At 58.7% G+C, this 16,689-nt stretch carries 15 protein-coding genes and 1 other RNA gene; 6 read left to right on the plus strand and 10 right to left on the minus strand.

Annotated elements, in window-relative coordinates:
* The first annotated feature begins 27 nt into the window (after positions 1 to 27).
* Positions 28 to 2,814 (plus strand): ribonuclease E/G, encoded by a 2,787-nt coding sequence (locus JWS10_RS14925; RefSeq protein WP_299508669.1) that lies wholly within the window; start codon positions 28 to 30, stop codon positions 2,812 to 2,814.
* A gap of 49 nt (positions 2,815 to 2,863) precedes the next feature.
* Here JWS10_RS14925 and JWS10_RS14930 read toward each other — a convergent pair whose 3' ends face one another.
* Positions 2,864 to 3,094 carry a sulfurtransferase TusA family protein gene (locus tag JWS10_RS14930; RefSeq protein ID WP_299508670.1) on the minus strand — a complete coding sequence of 77 codons (231 nt, stop codon included), beginning with the start codon at positions 3,092 to 3,094 and terminating at the stop codon, positions 2,864 to 2,866.
* Positions 3,095 to 3,231: 137 nt separating this feature from the next.
* Here JWS10_RS14930 and JWS10_RS14935 point away from each other — a divergent pair, with 137 nt between their 5' ends.
* From JWS10_RS14935 to JWS10_RS14945, 3 genes are all read left to right on the plus strand, one after another.
* Entirely contained in the window at positions 3,232 to 3,972 is a 741-nt protein-coding gene (locus JWS10_RS14935) for a cytochrome c biogenesis protein CcdA (protein ID WP_299482974.1), read from the plus strand.
* Between the two features lie 76 nt (positions 3,973 to 4,048).
* Entirely contained in the window at positions 4,049 to 5,269 is a 1,221-nt protein-coding gene (locus JWS10_RS14940; protein WP_299508671.1) for a hypothetical protein, read from the plus strand.
* Entirely contained in the window at positions 5,266 to 6,606 is a 1,341-nt protein-coding gene (locus JWS10_RS14945; protein WP_299508672.1) for a cytochrome P450, read from the plus strand. Before JWS10_RS14940 ends, JWS10_RS14945 begins: the two co-directional genes overlap by 4 nt.
* Positions 6,607 to 6,766: 160 nt before the next feature.
* Here JWS10_RS14945 and JWS10_RS14950 read toward each other — a convergent pair whose 3' ends face one another.
* The 9 genes from JWS10_RS14950 to JWS10_RS14990 all read right to left on the minus strand — a co-directional run bounded on the left by JWS10_RS14950 (position 6,767) and on the right by JWS10_RS14990 (position 13,476).
* Positions 6,767 to 6,982, minus strand: coding sequence for a ribbon-helix-helix domain-containing protein (locus tag JWS10_RS14950; RefSeq protein ID WP_299479003.1), 216 nt, complete (start codon positions 6,980 to 6,982; stop codon positions 6,767 to 6,769).
* Positions 6,979 to 7,167, minus strand: a complete 189-nt coding sequence (locus tag JWS10_RS14955; protein WP_299479000.1) for a DUF4169 family protein — start codon at positions 7,165 to 7,167, stop codon at positions 6,979 to 6,981. Before JWS10_RS14955 ends, JWS10_RS14950 begins: the two co-directional genes overlap by 4 nt.
* On the minus strand, positions 7,167 to 8,561 hold the full coding sequence (gene fumC, locus JWS10_RS14960) for a class II fumarate hydratase (protein WP_299508673.1): 1,395 nt from the start codon (positions 8,559 to 8,561) through the stop codon (positions 7,167 to 7,169). Before fumC ends, JWS10_RS14955 begins: the two co-directional genes overlap by 1 nt.
* An 81-nt stretch (positions 8,562 to 8,642) precedes the next feature.
* A complete protein-coding gene (locus JWS10_RS14965; RefSeq protein ID WP_299508674.1) occupies positions 8,643 to 9,197 on the minus strand; it encodes an rRNA adenine N-6-methyltransferase family protein in 555 nt (184 codons plus the stop codon).
* Between the two features lie 28 nt (positions 9,198 to 9,225).
* Positions 9,226 to 9,678, minus strand: a complete 453-nt coding sequence (locus tag JWS10_RS14970) for a ClpXP protease specificity-enhancing factor SspB (protein ID WP_299508675.1) — start codon at positions 9,676 to 9,678, stop codon at positions 9,226 to 9,228.
* Between the two features lie 62 nt (positions 9,679 to 9,740).
* The gene (gene chrA, locus JWS10_RS14975) at positions 9,741 to 10,982 is read right to left on the minus strand and encodes a chromate efflux transporter (protein ID WP_299508676.1); all 1,242 of its coding nucleotides are present in this window, start codon (positions 10,980 to 10,982) and stop codon (positions 9,741 to 9,743) included.
* Positions 10,979 to 11,779 (minus strand): sulfurtransferase/chromate resistance protein, encoded by an 801-nt coding sequence (locus tag JWS10_RS14980; protein ID WP_299508677.1) that lies wholly within the window; start codon positions 11,777 to 11,779, stop codon positions 10,979 to 10,981. The genes chrA and JWS10_RS14980 overlap by 4 nt, the downstream gene beginning before the upstream one ends.
* 254 nt (positions 11,780 to 12,033) lie before the next feature.
* Positions 12,034 to 12,392: a transfer-messenger RNA gene (ssrA, locus tag JWS10_RS14985) on the minus strand.
* Between the two features lie 34 nt (positions 12,393 to 12,426).
* Positions 12,427 to 13,476 (minus strand): extracellular solute-binding protein, encoded by a 1,050-nt coding sequence (locus tag JWS10_RS14990; RefSeq protein ID WP_299508678.1) that lies wholly within the window; start codon positions 13,474 to 13,476, stop codon positions 12,427 to 12,429.
* A gap of 413 nt (positions 13,477 to 13,889) precedes the next feature.
* On the opposite strand from JWS10_RS14990, the gene JWS10_RS14995 reads away from it, so the two are divergent.
* Both JWS10_RS14995 and JWS10_RS15000 read left to right on the plus strand, forming a co-directional pair.
* A complete protein-coding gene (locus JWS10_RS14995) occupies positions 13,890 to 15,122 on the plus strand; it encodes an aminotransferase class V-fold PLP-dependent enzyme (protein WP_299508679.1) in 1,233 nt (410 codons plus the stop codon).
* Positions 15,123 to 15,248: 126 nt separating this feature from the next.
* The gene (locus JWS10_RS15000; protein WP_299508680.1) at positions 15,249 to 16,670 is read left to right on the plus strand and encodes a deoxyribodipyrimidine photo-lyase; all 1,422 of its coding nucleotides are present in this window, start codon (positions 15,249 to 15,251) and stop codon (positions 16,668 to 16,670) included.
* The last annotated feature ends 19 nt before the right edge of the window (positions 16,671 to 16,689 follow it).

Raw genomic sequence — 16,689 nt, forward strand, 5'->3', positions numbered from 1 at the left:
TTGTCATGACAGGCGCAATGGATTGATATGTCAAAGAAAATGCTTATCGACGCCACCCATGCCGAGGAGACTCGGGTTGTTGTGGTCGACGGAAACAAGGTCGAAGAGTTCGATTTTGAAACTGTAAACAAGCGCCAGCTTGCCGGAAATATCTACCTCGCCAAAATCACCCGGGTAGAGCCTTCGCTGCAAGCAGCCTTTGTTGATTACGGTGGAAATCGCCACGGCTTTTTGGCTTTTGCAGAGATTCACCCGGATTATTACCAGATCCCGGTCGCCGATCGCCAAGCTTTGCTGGAAGAAGAACGCGCCTTTAACCGTGCGCAAGATGAAGAAGACAATCGCCGCTCGCGTCCGCGGCCCAAGCCGCAGCAGCAACAACAGCGCCCGCACGCTGAGGCCGTCGAAGGCGACGCCGTGCAGTCGTCCGAAATCAGCAGCATGGATGTGGTTGATCTAGGAGACGAAACCGGCGCTGATGCGTTGATGCAGTCTGCGCCCGCAGACGTGGTTGAACAGCCGCACCACGACCACAGCCACACGCACAACGTGGCGTCGGTTGATGGCGATGAAGCAGAGCCGGTTTACCGCTCCATCGACCACGCCTCGGATACCGATGATGAGATCGAGTCGATCGCTGATGAAGATGTGTCGGAAGAAATCGCGGCACCGCGTAAGCCTCGGGCACGGCGTTATAAAATCCAAGAAGTGATCAAAGTCCGCCAGATTATGCTGGTGCAGGTTGTCAAAGAAGAACGCGGCAACAAGGGTGCGGCGCTGACGACTTACCTATCGCTCGCTGGTCGCTATTGCGTGCTGATGCCCAACACCGCGCGCGGCGGCGGGATTTCTCGCAAAATCACACAAGCAGCTGATCGCAAAAAGCTGAAAGAGATCGCGACTGAGATTGAAGTGCCAGAAGGCGCTGGCCTGATCATTCGGACCGCTGGCGCCAAACGCACCAAGCCCGAGATCAAGCGTGACTACGAATATCTGATGCGGCTGTGGGAGCAGATCCGCGAGCTGACCCTCAAATCCATCGCGCCTGCCGCGATTTATGAGGAAGGCAACCTGATCAAACGCACGATCCGCGACCTTTACAGCCGCGAGATTGATGAGATTTTGGTTGAAGGCGAGGCGGGCTATCGCATCGCGAAAGACTTCATGCGGATGATAATGCCGAGCCACGCCAAATCGGTGGTGCGCTATGATGAGCCGACGCCACTGTTCGCGAAATATCAGGTCGAGAGCTATCTTGGCGGCATGTTCAACCCGACCGTGCAGCTGAAATCCGGCGGTTATATTGTGATCGGTATCACCGAGGCGCTGGTCGCTGTTGACGTGAACTCCGGTCGTGCCACCAAAGAGGGGTCCATTGAGGACACCGCTTTAAAGACCAACCTTGAGGCAGCCGAGGAGGTTGCGCGTCAGTTGCGTCTGCGCGATTTGGCTGGCCTGATCGTGATCGACTTCATCGACATGGAAGAGCGTCGCAACAACGCCGCCGTCGAGAAAAAGCTGAAAGACAAGCTGAAGACCGACCGCGCACGGATTCAAGTTGGCCGGATCTCTGGCTTCGGCCTGATGGAAATGTCGCGTCAACGTTTGCGTCCGGGGATGTTGGAATCGACCACTCAACCGTGCTCACATTGCCATGGCACTGGTTTGATCCGCTCGGACGACAGCCTTGGCTTGCAGGTTTTGCGCGCTTTGGAAGAAGAGGGCACGCGTAAACGCTCGAAAGAAGTGCTTTTGCGCGCTCCGATTGGCATCGTGAACTTCCTGATCAATGGCAAGCGCGAACATATTGCTTTGATCGAGGCGCGTTACGGCATGGCCGTGCGCATCGAATGTGATCCATTAATGATCAGCCCCGATTTCTCGATTGAGAAGTTCAAAACTGCGACCCGCGTGGTGCCGGATGTTTCTTCGGTAATTTCGGGCAACGCCTCGCTGATGGGCGCTCCGGTGGCTGAAGAAGAAGATGACGATATCATTGACGATGTGGATGACGTCGAAGATGCCGAAGTCGTTGAGGCCGCTCCGGCGGCCGCTGCCGCTGCGGCGACGCCTACTGCGGCCAATGGCGAAGGTACGGGCAAAAAGCGTCGGCGTCGGCGTCGGCGCAAAAAGCCGGGTCAGCCGGGTGAGGCTATTGCCGGTGCGGAAGCCGAAGGCGATGATGGTGAAGAAGGTGATGACGACGGCGACGACGCGGTAAGCGCGGATGACGACGCAGGCCATGACGCGCCGACAGCGTTGACCGAAGCTGCCGCCGAGGCACCTGTCGTAGTGGCAGAACCGGAGGTCAAAAAACCGACCCGCACCCGTGCGCCGCGTGGCAGCAAGTCAACTGCGGCTGCTGCAGAGGTTCCGAAAGCGGAGGTGGCAAAACCCGCTAGCAGCCGTTCACGCAGCAGAACAGCTAAGCCTGAGGCTGATGTTGAGGCTGCCGTGGCGGATGCCGCGATCGCCGATGCGCCTGTGGCCGAAGCTCCGGCAGTGGTGGAAGCGCCAAAACCGAGGCGCAGCCGCGCAAAGCCAAAAGCTGACGCCCCGGTCGATGCTGTGGTTGTCGAAGCCGAAGCGAAAGCGCCCGAGCTTGAAGCTGTCGAAACCCCTGCGCCGCAACCAGATGCGCGGAAACCCGAACCAGCGCAGCCCGATCTCCCCCAGCCCGAACCAGCTCAAGTAGAATTGGCTCAAGCTGAAACGGCCGCTGAGGCTGACGTTCAATCCGATGCGAGTGAACCTGTTGAAGAAGATGGAACGCCGAAGCCGAAGAAGCGCGGCTGGTGGTCGTTGGGTCGCTAAGGCACTGAAAAGACAACAGAATGGGCGGTGGGGGAACCTGCCGCCCTTCTCACATCCCGCGCTGGATCAGATAAGCGCTGCCACCTTTCACGTCGCTGGTTCCTAGAAACTTATGGCCAGCCTCGACGCAGAAATGCGGCAAATCAATCGCCGCCATCTTGTCGCTGGCCAGCACCCGCAACACATCGCCCGCAGCCATGCCGATCAGCCGCTTGCGCGCCCGCAAAACCGGCAAAGGGCACAACATGCCCAAGCAATCAATTTCCACATCCCATTTCATTACAGAATCCATCCTCTGCGCGCAAATATCCCCGCCGAAGGCAACGAACACCAGTCTAAAATGCCGCACGCAGACGTGAGGCAACCCCGCGTGACCTTTGCCGCCAACTGCGTTAGATCGGTCAAAACGGAGTTTTCATGTTCGGCATCGACATCTTTGACGCAAGTCTGATCCCGGCGATGCTGGTAGCGTTAATCGCGGGTATCCTGTCGTTCTTAAGCCCTTGCGTCCTGCCGATTGTACCGCCTTATCTGGCTTATATGTCTGGGATTTCGGTTTCGGAGATGAAAACAGGCCGCTCGCCGCTGTTGGCCGCGCTGTTTTTCGTCTTAGGTTTGTCAACGGTTTTCTTACTGCTCGGCCTCGCAGCCTCGGCGTTCGGCGCGTTTTTTCTGGGCAATGCGACCATATTCGCGACGTTTGCCGGGATCGTGGTGATGATCTTTGGCGCGCATTTCATCGGCATCTTCCGCATCGGCTTCCTCGACCGCGAGATGCGGCTTGATGCGGGAGACCAAGGCGGATCGGCATTTGGTGCCTATGTCCTTGGGCTGGCTTTCGCCTTTGGCTGGACGCCCTGCATCGGTCCGCAACTTGGCGCGATCCTGTCGCTGGCCGCACAAGAGGGCAATGTTGCGCGCGGCATGACGTTGTTGGCGGTTTATGCGGCAGGCTTGGGCATCCCTTTCCTGCTGGTAGCTGCGTTTTTCGCTCGGCTTGCGCCCTTCGTCGCCTTCATGAAACGTCATGCCGAGCGGATCGAAAAAATTATGGGGCTTCTGCTATGGACGATTGGTCTGCTGATGCTGACCGGAGGCTTCTCGTCATTCTCGTATTGGCTGCTTGAAAACATGCCATTTCTGTCGACTTTGGGCTGACATCCCCGACTGACATTCTTACCCTTAAAATCCCCGCGTTCCTCTGCCATGATAGCGGCAACCAGACAGGGGCGCAATGGAACCGACAATTCAGCAAGACACACCCGATCCACGCGTGCATCGTAGGCGAGTTTTCTACATCCCGGGTTATGATCCTATTCATCCACGGCGTTACCGCGAGCTATATCGCAAAGAGGGTGCCGCGCAGGCGAAGATTTCAGGCTATCAGCTTGCATTGAAACCCAAAAAAACTGGAGGGCCGTATGGCTGGCACGTCAAAAGCACCATTGACGGCGCGGTGACCGAAGCCGAAATTGAGGTGTTGGTTTGGTCGGATATCGTCAAAACCTCAATGTCGCGCGGGATTCTGGCGACCTATATGCAGTTGGCACACACGGTTTACGCTTATGTCGGGTCGGGTGCGCTGTTCAGATTGGCGGGCTTGCGTAAGGGCCCAATGATCGCGGCGTTGTATCCGATCGTGTTTTTGCTGGTGCAACTGCTGTTCGCCTGTTTGGCAGGTTGGGGCATCGGCGAACTGGTAGCTTGGGTGCATCCGCTGCTCGGCTGGGCTGCGGGACTGGGCGTGATCTGGGCTTTGCTGCGGGCGTTTAAACGCTGGGATAACAAGGTATTCGCCTACTATCTGATGCATGATTATGCATATTCGGCGCAAGCGGGTGGTGCAAATCCGCCCGAGTTAGAGGCGCGGATGACTGCGTTTCGGTTGTCGATCGCCGAGGCGCTAACCCAAGGATTTGATGAAGTTTTGGTGGTTGGCCATTCCTCGGGCGCGCATTTGGCGGTGTCTGTACTGGCCGATTTGCTGCGCGAAGGGCTGCCTGCTGGTTCAGCGCAGCTTGGTTTTGTGTCGCTGGGCCAAGTTGTTCCGATGGTGTCATTCCTGCCGAAAGCCAAGCGCTTGCGCGGTGATTTGCATTATCTTTCTGCACGAAATGAATTGTTTTGGGTCGATGTGACCGCCCCCGGTGACGGCTGCGCGTTTGCTTTGTGTGATCCGGTCGCGGTAACTGGCGTGGCCCCGCCGGACAAATTATGGCCTTTGGTGATTTCGGCTGCCTTCACACAAACCCTGTCACCAGAACGTTGGAAAGAATTGCGCTGGAAATTTTTTAGGCTGCATTTTCAGTATCTTTGCGCTTTTGACCGCCCCGGAGAATACGACTATTTCCAGATTACTGCCGGGCCAGTCAGCTTGGCTGACCGTTACCGAGATCGGCCGCCATCGAAAAGCAGGGTCGAACGGGCGGCTTCGGGCTACCGGGATATGGCATGATCCCGCCAAGACCGACGCCACGGGCTGATAAAGTCTCTTTGTTTCAGTACCTTCGTCTGTTCCGCGCTGATATCCTGTCCGCCCAACCTGCGCGGTTGTATCGGGCTTGGATGGCGGAGTTTCGCACGGCGTTTTTTCGCAGTTATATGTGCAACGATCCGGCCTTGGTGAACCGGGTGCTGGTTGAGCGCCCCGATGATTTTCCGAAGTCCAACCGCATCGGCGAAGGGCTGAAGCCGCTGCTGGGCAACTCGGTTTTCGTGACCAATGGCGAGGTTTGGAAGCGGCAGCGGCGGATTATTGACCCGGCATTCGAGGGCGGCCGTTTGCGCGATACCTATCCTGCGATGTGGGCGGCGGGGCAGGCGGCGGTGGCTCGGATGCCGTTGGGCGAGGTTGAGGTCGAGGAGGAGATGAGCCACGCGGCGGCGGACGTGATCTTTCGCACGCTGTTCTCAATTCCGATTGAACACGAGGTGGCCTCGGCAGTTTTTGCCGAATTCCGCACTTATCAACGCACGCAACCCATTCTAAACCTTGCGGCTTTCTTGCCGTTGCCAAAATGGGTGCCTCGGTTTCATCGCCGAGCAACTAAGCGTTCCGCGGCGGTAATTCGGGCGTTGATAACGCGGTTGACGGAGGGCCGAGCGGCTCAGATTGCGGCTGAAACTGCGCCGGATGATCTGGCGACGAAGATCATGACGACGGCTGATCCGCTGACTGGCGAACGGTTTGAGACGGGCGAGATGGTCGATCAGGTGGCGATCTTTTTCCTCGCGGGGCATGAGACGAGTGCTTCGGCTTTGTCTTGGGCGTTATTGATGTTGGCGATGGATCCGGAGGTGCAGGAGAAGGTGGCTGCCGAGGCGCAGGGTTTGGGAAATACGCCTGAATTCAGTGCGTTATCAAAGCTGCGCTTTACGCGTGATGTGTTTCGTGAGGTTTTGCGGCTGTATCCGCCGGTGCCGATGATGGTGCGCGAGAACGCCAAGCCTGAGGATATGCGGGGGCGCAAGGTGGCTCCGGGGGCGCAGATTGTGCTTAGCGCGTGGCATCTGCATCGTCACGAGCGCATCTGGGATAGGCCCGACGAATTTGACCCAAGTCGTTGGCAAACCGAGGAAAATCGCGCCTGTGTCAGGGACGCTTACATGCCGTTTTCGGCGGGACCACGGGTTTGTACCGGGGCGGGATTTGCGATGGTGGAGGGCACTTTGCTGCTGGCGATGCTGGCGCGGGCGTTTCGCTTTGAGCTGACGCGAGAACTGCCGGTGCCGGTGGCGCATTTGACGGTGCGGGCTAAGGATGGGATTTGGTTGCGGGTCAGCCGACGTTAGGATCGTCCGGTAAGTGGATGAAATCGCGTTGTTAATCAGCCTCTTTAACGAAAGGTTAATGACCCAGAAAGCGGCCATTTTCTATATGGAAAGCGGCCATATTGCTGGCGGGGTTTGGGCGGGCCTTGTGGCCGTTAATTATGATGCCCGAATCAGGGGTCTATCGGCGCAATTCGGCCAGCACAAAGACCCGGATTGCCGAGGCGAGGCCGATGTCATTATCTCGGGCGGCGTCGATTTCGGCGGCTAAGGCGTTAAGTGTCTGGCCTCGCATCCGAGCGATTTCGCAAAACCCGTCCCAGAACGCGGCTTCCAACGAGATAGAGGTGCGGTGGCCCTTCAGCGTCACCGAATGTTTGACGGGACGGCCGCTCATTCTGGGGTTTTGGGTGACAAAGCGTGACCGTCTAGATCACGCGCGGCTTTTTCCAGACGCGCGGCTTCCAGCGATTTATCGGCTTTACGGCGACCGAATTTCACCGCATTGGCATCTGCCTGCGCGCGGGTTTCCAGCCGATCTTTGGCCTTCCGCACGCTGCGCAGATTGATGATTTCGGCCATTAACCTTTCGGTCCAACCATATCTTCGGGCCGCACCACGCGGTCGAAGGTTTCGCCGTCAACGTAGCCCAACGCGATGGCTTCTTCGCGCAATGTCGTGCCGTTTTTATGCGCGGTTTTGGCGACTTTGGTGGCGGCATCATAGCCGATGGTTGGGGCCAATGCCGTGACCAGCATCAGCGATTCCTTCATCAGCTTGTCGATGCGGGCGATATTGGCTCGAGTGCCAACGACCATGTTATCGGTGAAAGAGCCCGCCGCGTCGCCCAAAAGTTGCATAGATTGCAAGACGTTATAGGACATCATTGGGTTGTAAACGTTCAGCTCAAAGTGGCCCTGCGAGCCTGCGAAGCCGACGGCCGCGTCGTTGCCCATCACTTGCGCGCAAACCATGGTGAGGGCTTCGGCTTGGGTCGGGTTGACCTTGCCCGGCATGATTGACGAGCCCGGTTCGTTTTCGGGCAAAATCAACTCGCCAAGGCCCGAGCGTGGGCCGGACCCCAGCAAACGCAGGTCGTTGGCGATTTTGAACAGGCTGGCAGCGACAGTTTTCAATGCGCCTGAAAACATTACCATGGCATCATGCGCGGCCAAAGCCTCAAACTTATTTGGGGCGGTGACGAAGGGCAGATCGGTGATCTCGGCAATCGCGGCGGCAACCCGGACGTCCCAGCCAACACGGGTGTTGAGGCCGGTACCAACGGCGGTGCCGCCTTGGGCGAGTTCGCAGATATCGGGCAGGCACATCTTGACCCGCGCGATGCCTTTTTCAACTTGCTTGGCATAACCGGAGAATTCTTGGCCCAAAGTCAGCGGCGTGGCGTCTTGCGTATGGGTGCGACCGATTTTGATAATGTCTTTGAATTCAATGGCTTTGGCATCCAAAGCCGCGTGTAGTTTGACCAGACCCGGCAGCAGAACATCGCGCGCCATCATGCCAATGGCAACGTGCATTGCGGTGGGAAAAGTGTCGTTTGACGATTGGCCCATGTTGACGTGATCATTCGGATGCACGGGTTTTTTCGAGCCCATTACGCCGCCGAGCATTTCAATTGCGCGGTTTGAGATCACTTCGTTGGCGTTCATATTCGACTGAGTGCCGGAGCCGGTTTGCCACACCACCAGCGGAAAGTTGTCATCAAACTTGCCGTCGATGACCTCTTGTGCGGCTTTGGCAATCGTCTCGCCAAGCCCTGCGTCGATGTCGCCTTGCGCGATGTTCACAAGCGCGCATGCCTTTTTGATCACGCCCAGAGCGCGGACGATGGCGATTGGTTGACGCTCCCACCCGATCGGGAAATTTTGAATTGAGCGCTGGGTTTGCGCGCCCCAGTATTTGTCGGCGGGAACGTCCAGCGGGCCAAAGCTATCGGTTTCGGTACGGGTGGCGGACATGTGCAAGCCTTATAATAGGGTTGCTGCGGCATAGCGCGAAAGGGCTTGGAATTCAATCTGTATGCGACAGTATACCGCTGTTTAAGCGCGCCGGAAGTGGAAGACGCGGGCGGGGGGGATGTTAAGCCAGACTTTCGGGCGCTCGCTGACTTTCAGCCCAAGTTGTGCGAGTTGCTCAAGTGAAAGCGGAGGTTTGGAACCGTAAGTGAACTGCACGTAGACACCGTCGGGGGCGAGAATGTCGAAGGCGGCTTTGACAATGGATTCGCGAACGGCCAGCGGCATCGACAGCAGCGGCAGGCCAGAAATTACAGCCGAAACACCGGGCTGCACCGAGGTGACCGCAGATTGGGCCGGGGCGTTGTGCACGGTGACATCGGGGAATTTCTGCCGCAGCAGTTTGGTGAAATCGGGGCTCATCTCAAACAGGGTGAGGTCTTTGGCGGCGACGCCTGCGGCGAGAATGCCTTGGGTCAGCACGCCGGTGCCGGGGCCGAACTCCACAACGCGCCCGGAGCTGGGGCCGAGGCTTTGCGCCATGGCGCGGGCGAGCCAGCGGGAGGAGGGGGCGACGGAGGACACCTGCAGGGGGTTGCTGATAAATTGACGCAAGAACAGCATAGCTTCGTTGGCCATTGCAGCCTCCTCGCAGGATTAAAGCATTCTATTGCTTGCGGAACTTATCCAAACGTACGATTTCCGCGTCGCCCTGCGGCGGGGTTGGATCATCTTCGGGATCATCCTCGTCTTCGTCTTCGTCGTCTTCATGGGTTTCAAAGCGCAAACCAAACTCTACCGAGGGGTCAACAAAGGTGCGGACAGAGTCAAATGGGATCACCAGATGCTCTGGCTGATTGCCAAAATTTAGCGTGATTTCAAAGCCTTCATCGGTGACGATCAGATCTTCAAACCAATGCTGCACCACAATGGTCATCTCACCAGGATAGCGCGAGCGCAGCCAATCGGCCATCACAACGCCATGGATCGTGGTGTCAAACGTGATGAAGAAGTGATGCGCGCCGGGCAAACCATTGGCGCCCACATCCTTGAGAACGGTCTGGATCAATCCCCGCATCGCGCGGTGCATGAGGTTTCCGTAATCAATAGATTTCGCCATGGGCCACCTTTGCTTAATTTTGCCACCATAGGGGATTCGGTCTTAAAGGGAAGGGGGGAGGCTTACAATGCTGCAACTGCAGCGGAAGTTATCGCGCAGAGAGCAAGCACGAGGGGAAGTGGCCAGTGGTGGCGCAGCAGCAGTTGGGCTGCGAGCAGGGCGAGCGCAGTGGGGAGTAGTTTTAGCGAGGTGGGATCGGGGGCGATCAGGTGCAGCGGGCCTAACGCGAGGGGGGTGACGGTGGCGAAGATGACGTGGGCTGCGAACCATAGTGACAGGTTGGCGATGACGCCGACAACAGCCGCAGTGATGGCTTTCAGGGCTTGGGACAGCCGAGGGGCGTGGGTCAGGCGGGCGATCCATGGAGCGCCTGCGAAGATCCACAAAAAGCAAGGTGCGAAGGTCATCCAGAGGGTGAGGATGGCTCCGGCGAGGCCAATCAGCAGGCCATGTTTGATGGCGGCGAGGTAGCCTACGAATTCGGTCACGAGGATCAGCGGGCCGGGGGTGGTTTCGGCCAGGCCCAAGCCGTCGATCATTTGTGGTAAGGTAAGCCATTGTTTTTGCTGCACGACGTCCTGTGCCATCCATGTTAGGACTGCATAGGCGCCGCCGAAGGTGAGCAGGCTGAGTTTGGAGAAGAACAGCGCGATTTGGCCTAGGATTGGCGGGGCGAACAGCAGGGTGAGGGCGAGGGGGATCAGCCAAACAGCGCCCCAGATTGCGGCGGCACGGATGGATTGCAGCCATGGGGCTGGGGTGGTGGCGGTGGATTGGTCGGGTTTGGCAGTGAAGAATCCCCAGAGGCCAGCGGCTAGGATTACGGCGGGAAAGGGGGCTGCGAAGAAGAACAGGGCGGTGAAGGCGAGGGCTGCGATCACCCATTGCGTGCGCGATTTCAGGGCGCGTTTGGAGACGCGGATTAGGGCTTCGATCACGACGGCGAGGACGGCGGCTTGGACTCCGGTGAACAGGGCCGCGACGAGCGGGATTGTGCCCCATGCAGCGTAGATCATTGAGAGGGCGAGCACTATTAGCGCGCCGGGGAGGACGAAGAGGCCGCCCGCGATCAGGCCGCCGATGGTGCCGTGTTTGCGCCAGCCTATCCAAGTGGCGAGTTGCATCGCCTCTGGCCCCGGCAGCATCATGCAAAACGACAGGGCCGAGAGGTATTCGTCCTCGGACACCCATTGTTTCTCATCGACGAGTTCGCGGTGCATCAAGGCTATTTGTGCGGCGGGGCCACCAAAGGACAAGATGCCAATGCGGGCGAAGGCGCGGGTCAGTTCGGGAATGGTGGTCATGCGCTGCGGCCAGCGGGCCAGTCGTGGCCTTCTTCATGGCCGTCGCGGGCCCAGCGGTAAAGCGCGTCGTATAGCGTCATTCCGACGTCGAGTTGCTCGAGGTCGTTACGGAATTGGCGGGACAGGCCGACAGAAATTGCAAGCAGGCCAGCGGCTTGCGGCGAGAGGTCGTGACGATCTGTGTCGGCTGCGCGCACGACTTGGGCGAGACGTTGCAGGGGTTCTGTGTGCAGGGCGAATTCGGTGATTAAAGTATCAAAGGTGCAGGTTTCGCCGCGGTGGCTATAAAAGCAGTCTTCGATGTCGAAAGGTGTGGCGCTGAAGCGGTCGGCGACGGCTTGCACCTCGGTTGGGGCTACGAACAAGAAGCGGGCGGTGGGGTCGATGAAGCGGCGGATCAGCCATGGGCAGGCGATGCGGTCGATTTTGGGGCGATGGCGCGTAACCCAGAGGTTGGTTTTTGGGTAAGCTTTGAGCGGGATCATCGGCAAGGCTGCCTCGGCCCAAGCCATTGATCCGCCTTCTAAAACCTGTGCGTCGATGGATTGGGTGCGCAACAGGGCCGCGACACCTTCAGAGAGTTTGCGGCCTTTTTGGCAGACCACTATGACCTTTTGGCCGTGCAGATTTGCTGGGGCAGGATCGAAGCGATCATGCGGCAGGATGAGGCTGCCGGGGATCAGACGGGGATCGGCGGCGAGATCTTCGGGCAGGCGCACATCAACGATTGCGGGCGCGTCGGGCACGCCGATCAGGCGCATCAGTTGAGCGGGAGTGATTTGGTTTGGTCCGGGCATGGGGCATCCTGTGCGGTGACAATGGATGCGAGCCTTGGGCCTGAGCCTCACGGGGTGTTCGCGGACCCCATGGGTTTGGATAGAAAATTAGGGCGAGCGCGTCAAGCGGGATGCGGGCGGCGTTCGATATTTTGCGCGTTTTGAGACGCCCTACTGGGCGAGTAATACTCGGCAATTGCGGGATAAATGCGAGAATGGACGGCCAGATTGCGATCAATTCGGACTCGACTGAACCACTGACTGCAAGTGGGAAAGGTGCCGGATTCTGTTGCCAGGTTCCGGCGGACCCCGCCTTACGCGGCTAAGCGCAAGGACTTAGTTTCGGCGACTCGAACTGCTTACGCAGCCAAAGCCATTGCCGGAGCACGGTTGTCATTTGCAACTGTACGTTTTGGACCGATGACGGTGGTACCTCACCGAGCGAAAGCTGGCCCCTTTAGACGTTCGTCGATCCTATTTCGACCCCACACGCCCCAAATGAGAGGGTGAATTGGTGGAGTCGCCGGGTACCGCCCCCGGGTCCGAGCCGTTTATTATGGGTGCGTTTATCGCCATAGTCCGAGTTGCCCCGGACAGGGTGAATATAGGGCGGGGGTGCGCGGGGCGCAAGGGGGAGGAAGGTGCGTGCTGGCACGCACCTTGCCGGATCAGAAGCCGGATTTGATCATCTCAAACTCTTGCGTCATGCGGTCGCGCATGGTGGGGTCAATCGGCACCTGAGACAGCAGGATGCCATCGACCGGGTCAACATCATGGGCTTTGAGTTCCTCAACCGGAATGTCTTTCATCGCGACATCGTTGGCGTGGACGTAGCCGAAATTATCCAGCAAGCCCTTGGCTGAGCCGTGGTCGAGCCAAGCGTTGATAAAATCGTAGGCTTTGTCTTCGCTGCCGGGGGCGTCCTTGAAGTTGACGTAGCCGCAGAACCAGTTGGCGACGCCCTCCTTCGGGGTGCGGTTGAACGCCACTGGCACGCCCTCTTTCCTCAGGTTAGCGACGCCGTCGTTCCATGTCCAAGCGATCACAACTTCGCCGGTCTTCATCAGCTGGGCGAGCTCGGAAGGGTCGGCCCAATAGGTGCGCACGTTTGCATGGGCGAGGCGCAGCCAAGCGCCGGCGGCTTGAAATTGCTCCTCGGTCACGTTGGTCCAGTCGGAAACGCCGGTGGCGAGCAGGGCCAGCGACCAAGTGTCATCGGTATTATCTGGCAGCGAGATTTTGCCCGCGAAGGCCGGATCGACGAAGACTTGCAGCGAGGCTACTTGCTCGGGCTTCACCAAATCGGTGTTATAGGCGACCGCAGTATAAGCGCCGTCGGTTGGGATGTACCAAACGCCGGTTTCGTCGGCGAAGATTTTGGACTTTTTGTAGCGCTCACCAATCTCGCCATAAAGCGGGATTTTGCTTATATCCCATGGCTCAAGCAGGCCAGCGTCGCGGTATTTCTGTACCATTTGCGCGCAAGGGTGGGCGACATCGGCCTTAAAGCCGTTGGAGACCTTTTGGAACGCCTCATCATCATCGCCGAAGAAGGAATAGGTCGGCATATCGCCGTTTTTGGCAACGTAAGCCTCGATCAGGGATTGGTTTTCAAAACCCGCCCAGTCGAACACGGTAATATCTGGGTCGGCGGCGTTTGCGAGGGTTGCGAAGCTGAAGGCGATGGCGGTGCTGGCGAGTAATTTCGTAAGGCGCATTGGATTCCTTCCGGCTGTTGGGGGCCGCTTGTCGGGTTTCGGTTTGGCGATGGGTGAAAGCTAGAGCGGGGAGGGGCTTGGCTCAAGTTATTATTACGTGATCGGGAGGGGCGGGGTGGAGGATGCTGGAATTTTGATCAAGCGATCATGCGTTTTGCTGGCCTTAGCAGGGGCGTTTCACAGATCCGAGCACATTTGTTGCCAAACGAGCTTCCCCACGGGAAAACTTAGGGGAATGAGAGGGGGGTTTACCGTGAGGAAATCCTTGGCTAGGTTTGGCGTGAGCCCGTGTGATGCGCGGGATCTGCCACAGCGCCTGTGCGGGGCTGCGGCTTGGCTGGAAGACCTGCCACGGCCTTTTCTTCCGTGGAACTCCGCTGGGCCGTCATTTTAACCGCAATAAGGGGCGTCTGATGACCCAACTTGATCTGAACTTCGTGCGCAGCCAATTTCCGGCTTTTGACAGTGCTGTGCTCGAAAGCCATGCGTTTTTTGAGAATGCCGGGGGGTCGTATCCCTGCCGTCAGGTGGTGGACCGGCTGCATCGGTTTTACATGGATCGCAAGGTGCAGCCTTACGGCCCCTATCCGGGGGCGCAGGCGGGCGGGGCCGAGATGGATGAGGCGCGCGACCGTTTGGCGGGGCTGATGGGGGTGAAGGGCGAGCAGGTGTCGTTTGGGCCTTCGACGAGCGCGAATACTTACGTGCTGGCGCAGGCGGTGCGGCTTTGGTTGAAGGGTGCTAACGCGGCGATTGTAGTGACAAATCAGGACCATGAGGCGAACTCGGGCGTCTGGCGTCGGTTGGCTGATGAGGGCATTGAGGTGCGCGAGTGGCAGATTGATCCGCAGACCGGGAGTTTGGACCCGGCTGGGCTGAAGGCGTTGTTGGCGGATGGTAAGGTGCGATTGGTGTGTATGCCGCATTGCTCCAACGTTGTGGCAGAGATCAACGATGTGGCCAGTTTGTCGGCGATGGCTAGGGCTGCGGGGGCGCGTGTTGTGGTCGATGGGGTGTCTTATGCGCCGCATGGGCTGCCGGATTTTGCGGCGCTTGGCTGCGATGTGTATTTGTATTCAGCTTATAAAACCTATGGGCCGCATCAGGGGATAATGGTGATTTCCGAGGAGTTTGGCGCGGAATTGCCAGCGCAGGGGCATTATTTCAATGCGGGTAGCTTGTACAAACGTTTCACGCCTGCGGGGCCGGATCATGCGCAGATCGCGGCTTGTGCCGGGATGGCGGACTATATTGACGCGTTGCATGGGCATCATTTTGGAGCCGAGGCGGATGCGGCGCAGCGGAACCGGGCGGTGCATGATTTGATGCGAAGCCATGAGGTGGCGGTGATGGCACCGCTGTTAAATTATTTGGGCGCGCGCAACGATCTGCGGTTGATCGGACCTCGGGCGGCAGAGGCTCGGGCGCCGACGGTGGCGGTGGTGTTGGATCGGGCGGCAGAGCCGGTGTCAGAGGCGTTGGGGCGCGAGGGGATCGCCTGTTGGGCGGGCGATTTCTATGCGGTGCGACCGTTGACTGCGATGGGGGTGGACTTAGAGCAGGGTGTGCTGCGGATGTCGCTGGTGCATTACACCAGCGCGGCGGAGGTGGCGCAGTTGATCGCGGCGCTGGACCGGGTGCTGTAGCTGCCGATGAAAGTGGGGGCTTTGCGCCCCCGCTGCGACTTTCCGCAGGATATTTTCCCACAAAGGATGAACTTTTGATCTGATCAGGCGTTTGCCGCGTAAGCGTTTGAAACAGTATGGGATGTTATGCCAGATCAGCCTTTGATTTTGTGGTTTCGCCGGGATTTCCGGCTTTCGGATCATGCTATGCTTACGGCGGCTGTGGCCTCGGGGCGGCCGTTGCTGCCGGTTTTCGTGCTGGACGCTCAGGCGGAAAGTCTGGGGGCCGCGCCGAAGTGGCGGTTGGGGCTGGCGCTGGAGCGGTTTGCACAGAGCCTTGAGGCATTGGGCCAGCGGCTGATTTTGCGGCGTGGCGATGCGCTGGAGGTTTTGCAGGGTTTGGTCGTCGAAACGGGTGCGGCGGGGGTGATCTGGCAGCGGATGTATGACCCGCAAGCCGTTGAGCGCGACACGGCGGTGAAGGCGGCGCTGAAGGCTGAGGGTCTGGTGGCGGAGAGTTTTCCCGGCGCGTTGCTTATTGAGCCTTGGGAAGTCGAAACCGGGCAGGGCGGCTATTACAAGGTTTATACGCCGTTCTGGAAAGCGGTTTCTGCACGTGGGTTTGCAGAGCCACTGGCTGCGGTGACGCGTTTGCGCGCGCCTGCGGTCTGGCCTGAGTCGGATGATTTGGCCGATTGGCGGCTTGGAGCTGCGATGCAGGGTGGGGCGGCGGTGTGTTTGCCGTATCAACGGGTCGGTGAAGCCAAGGCATTGGCGCGATTGGACGAGTTTATTGAGGGTTCGGTAGATCGCTACAAGGTGGCGCGGGATTTTCCGGGGCAAGCTGGCGCGACCTCGGGGCTTTCGGAGAACCTCGCCTGGGGTGAGATTGGGCCTCGGACGATTTGGGCTGCGGGGCTGCGGGCCATGCATCAGGGTGATGCGGGGGCGGAGCATTTCGGCAAGGAACTGGTCTGGCGCGAATTTGCCTATCATCTGATGCACCATTCGCCGCAAATTCTGACGCAAAGCTGGCGTGAGGGCTGGAATGATTTCCCGTGGCGGGGTGATAATGCGCAAGCCGAGGCGTGGCGGCGCGGTATGACTGGCGAGCCATTGGTCGATGCGGCGATGCGTGAAATGTTTGTCACCGGGCGGATGCACAACCGGGCGCGGATGGTGGTGGGGTCATATCTGACCAAACATCTGATGACAGATTGGCGAGTTGGGCAGGCGTGGTTTGCAGAGTGCTTGACGGATTGGGATCCGGCCTCAAACGCGCTCGGCTGGCAATGGGTGGCAGGATGCGGGCCAGATGCCGCACCCTATTTCCGCATTTTTAATCCAGCTGGACAGGCAGAGAAATTTGACAGTGAGGGCGATTATCGGCGACGCTGGATTGCTGAGTTAAGTGTGAGTCCCAGCGCAGAGGCAAAGAGCTTTTTCGACGCAGTGCCGCGCAGTTGGCGGATGGATGGTAAAGCCTATCCAGCGCCGATTGTTGGTTTGGCCGAAGGGCGCGCGCGGGCTTTGGCCGCCTATGCCAAAAGCCGTGGGGCTGCGGCATGACGTTTTGGTTGGAGGGACA

Origin of the sequence: Cypionkella sp., assembly GCF_028290025.1 — a bacterium.
Lineage (GTDB): Bacteria > Pseudomonadota > Alphaproteobacteria > Rhodobacterales > Rhodobacteraceae > Cypionkella.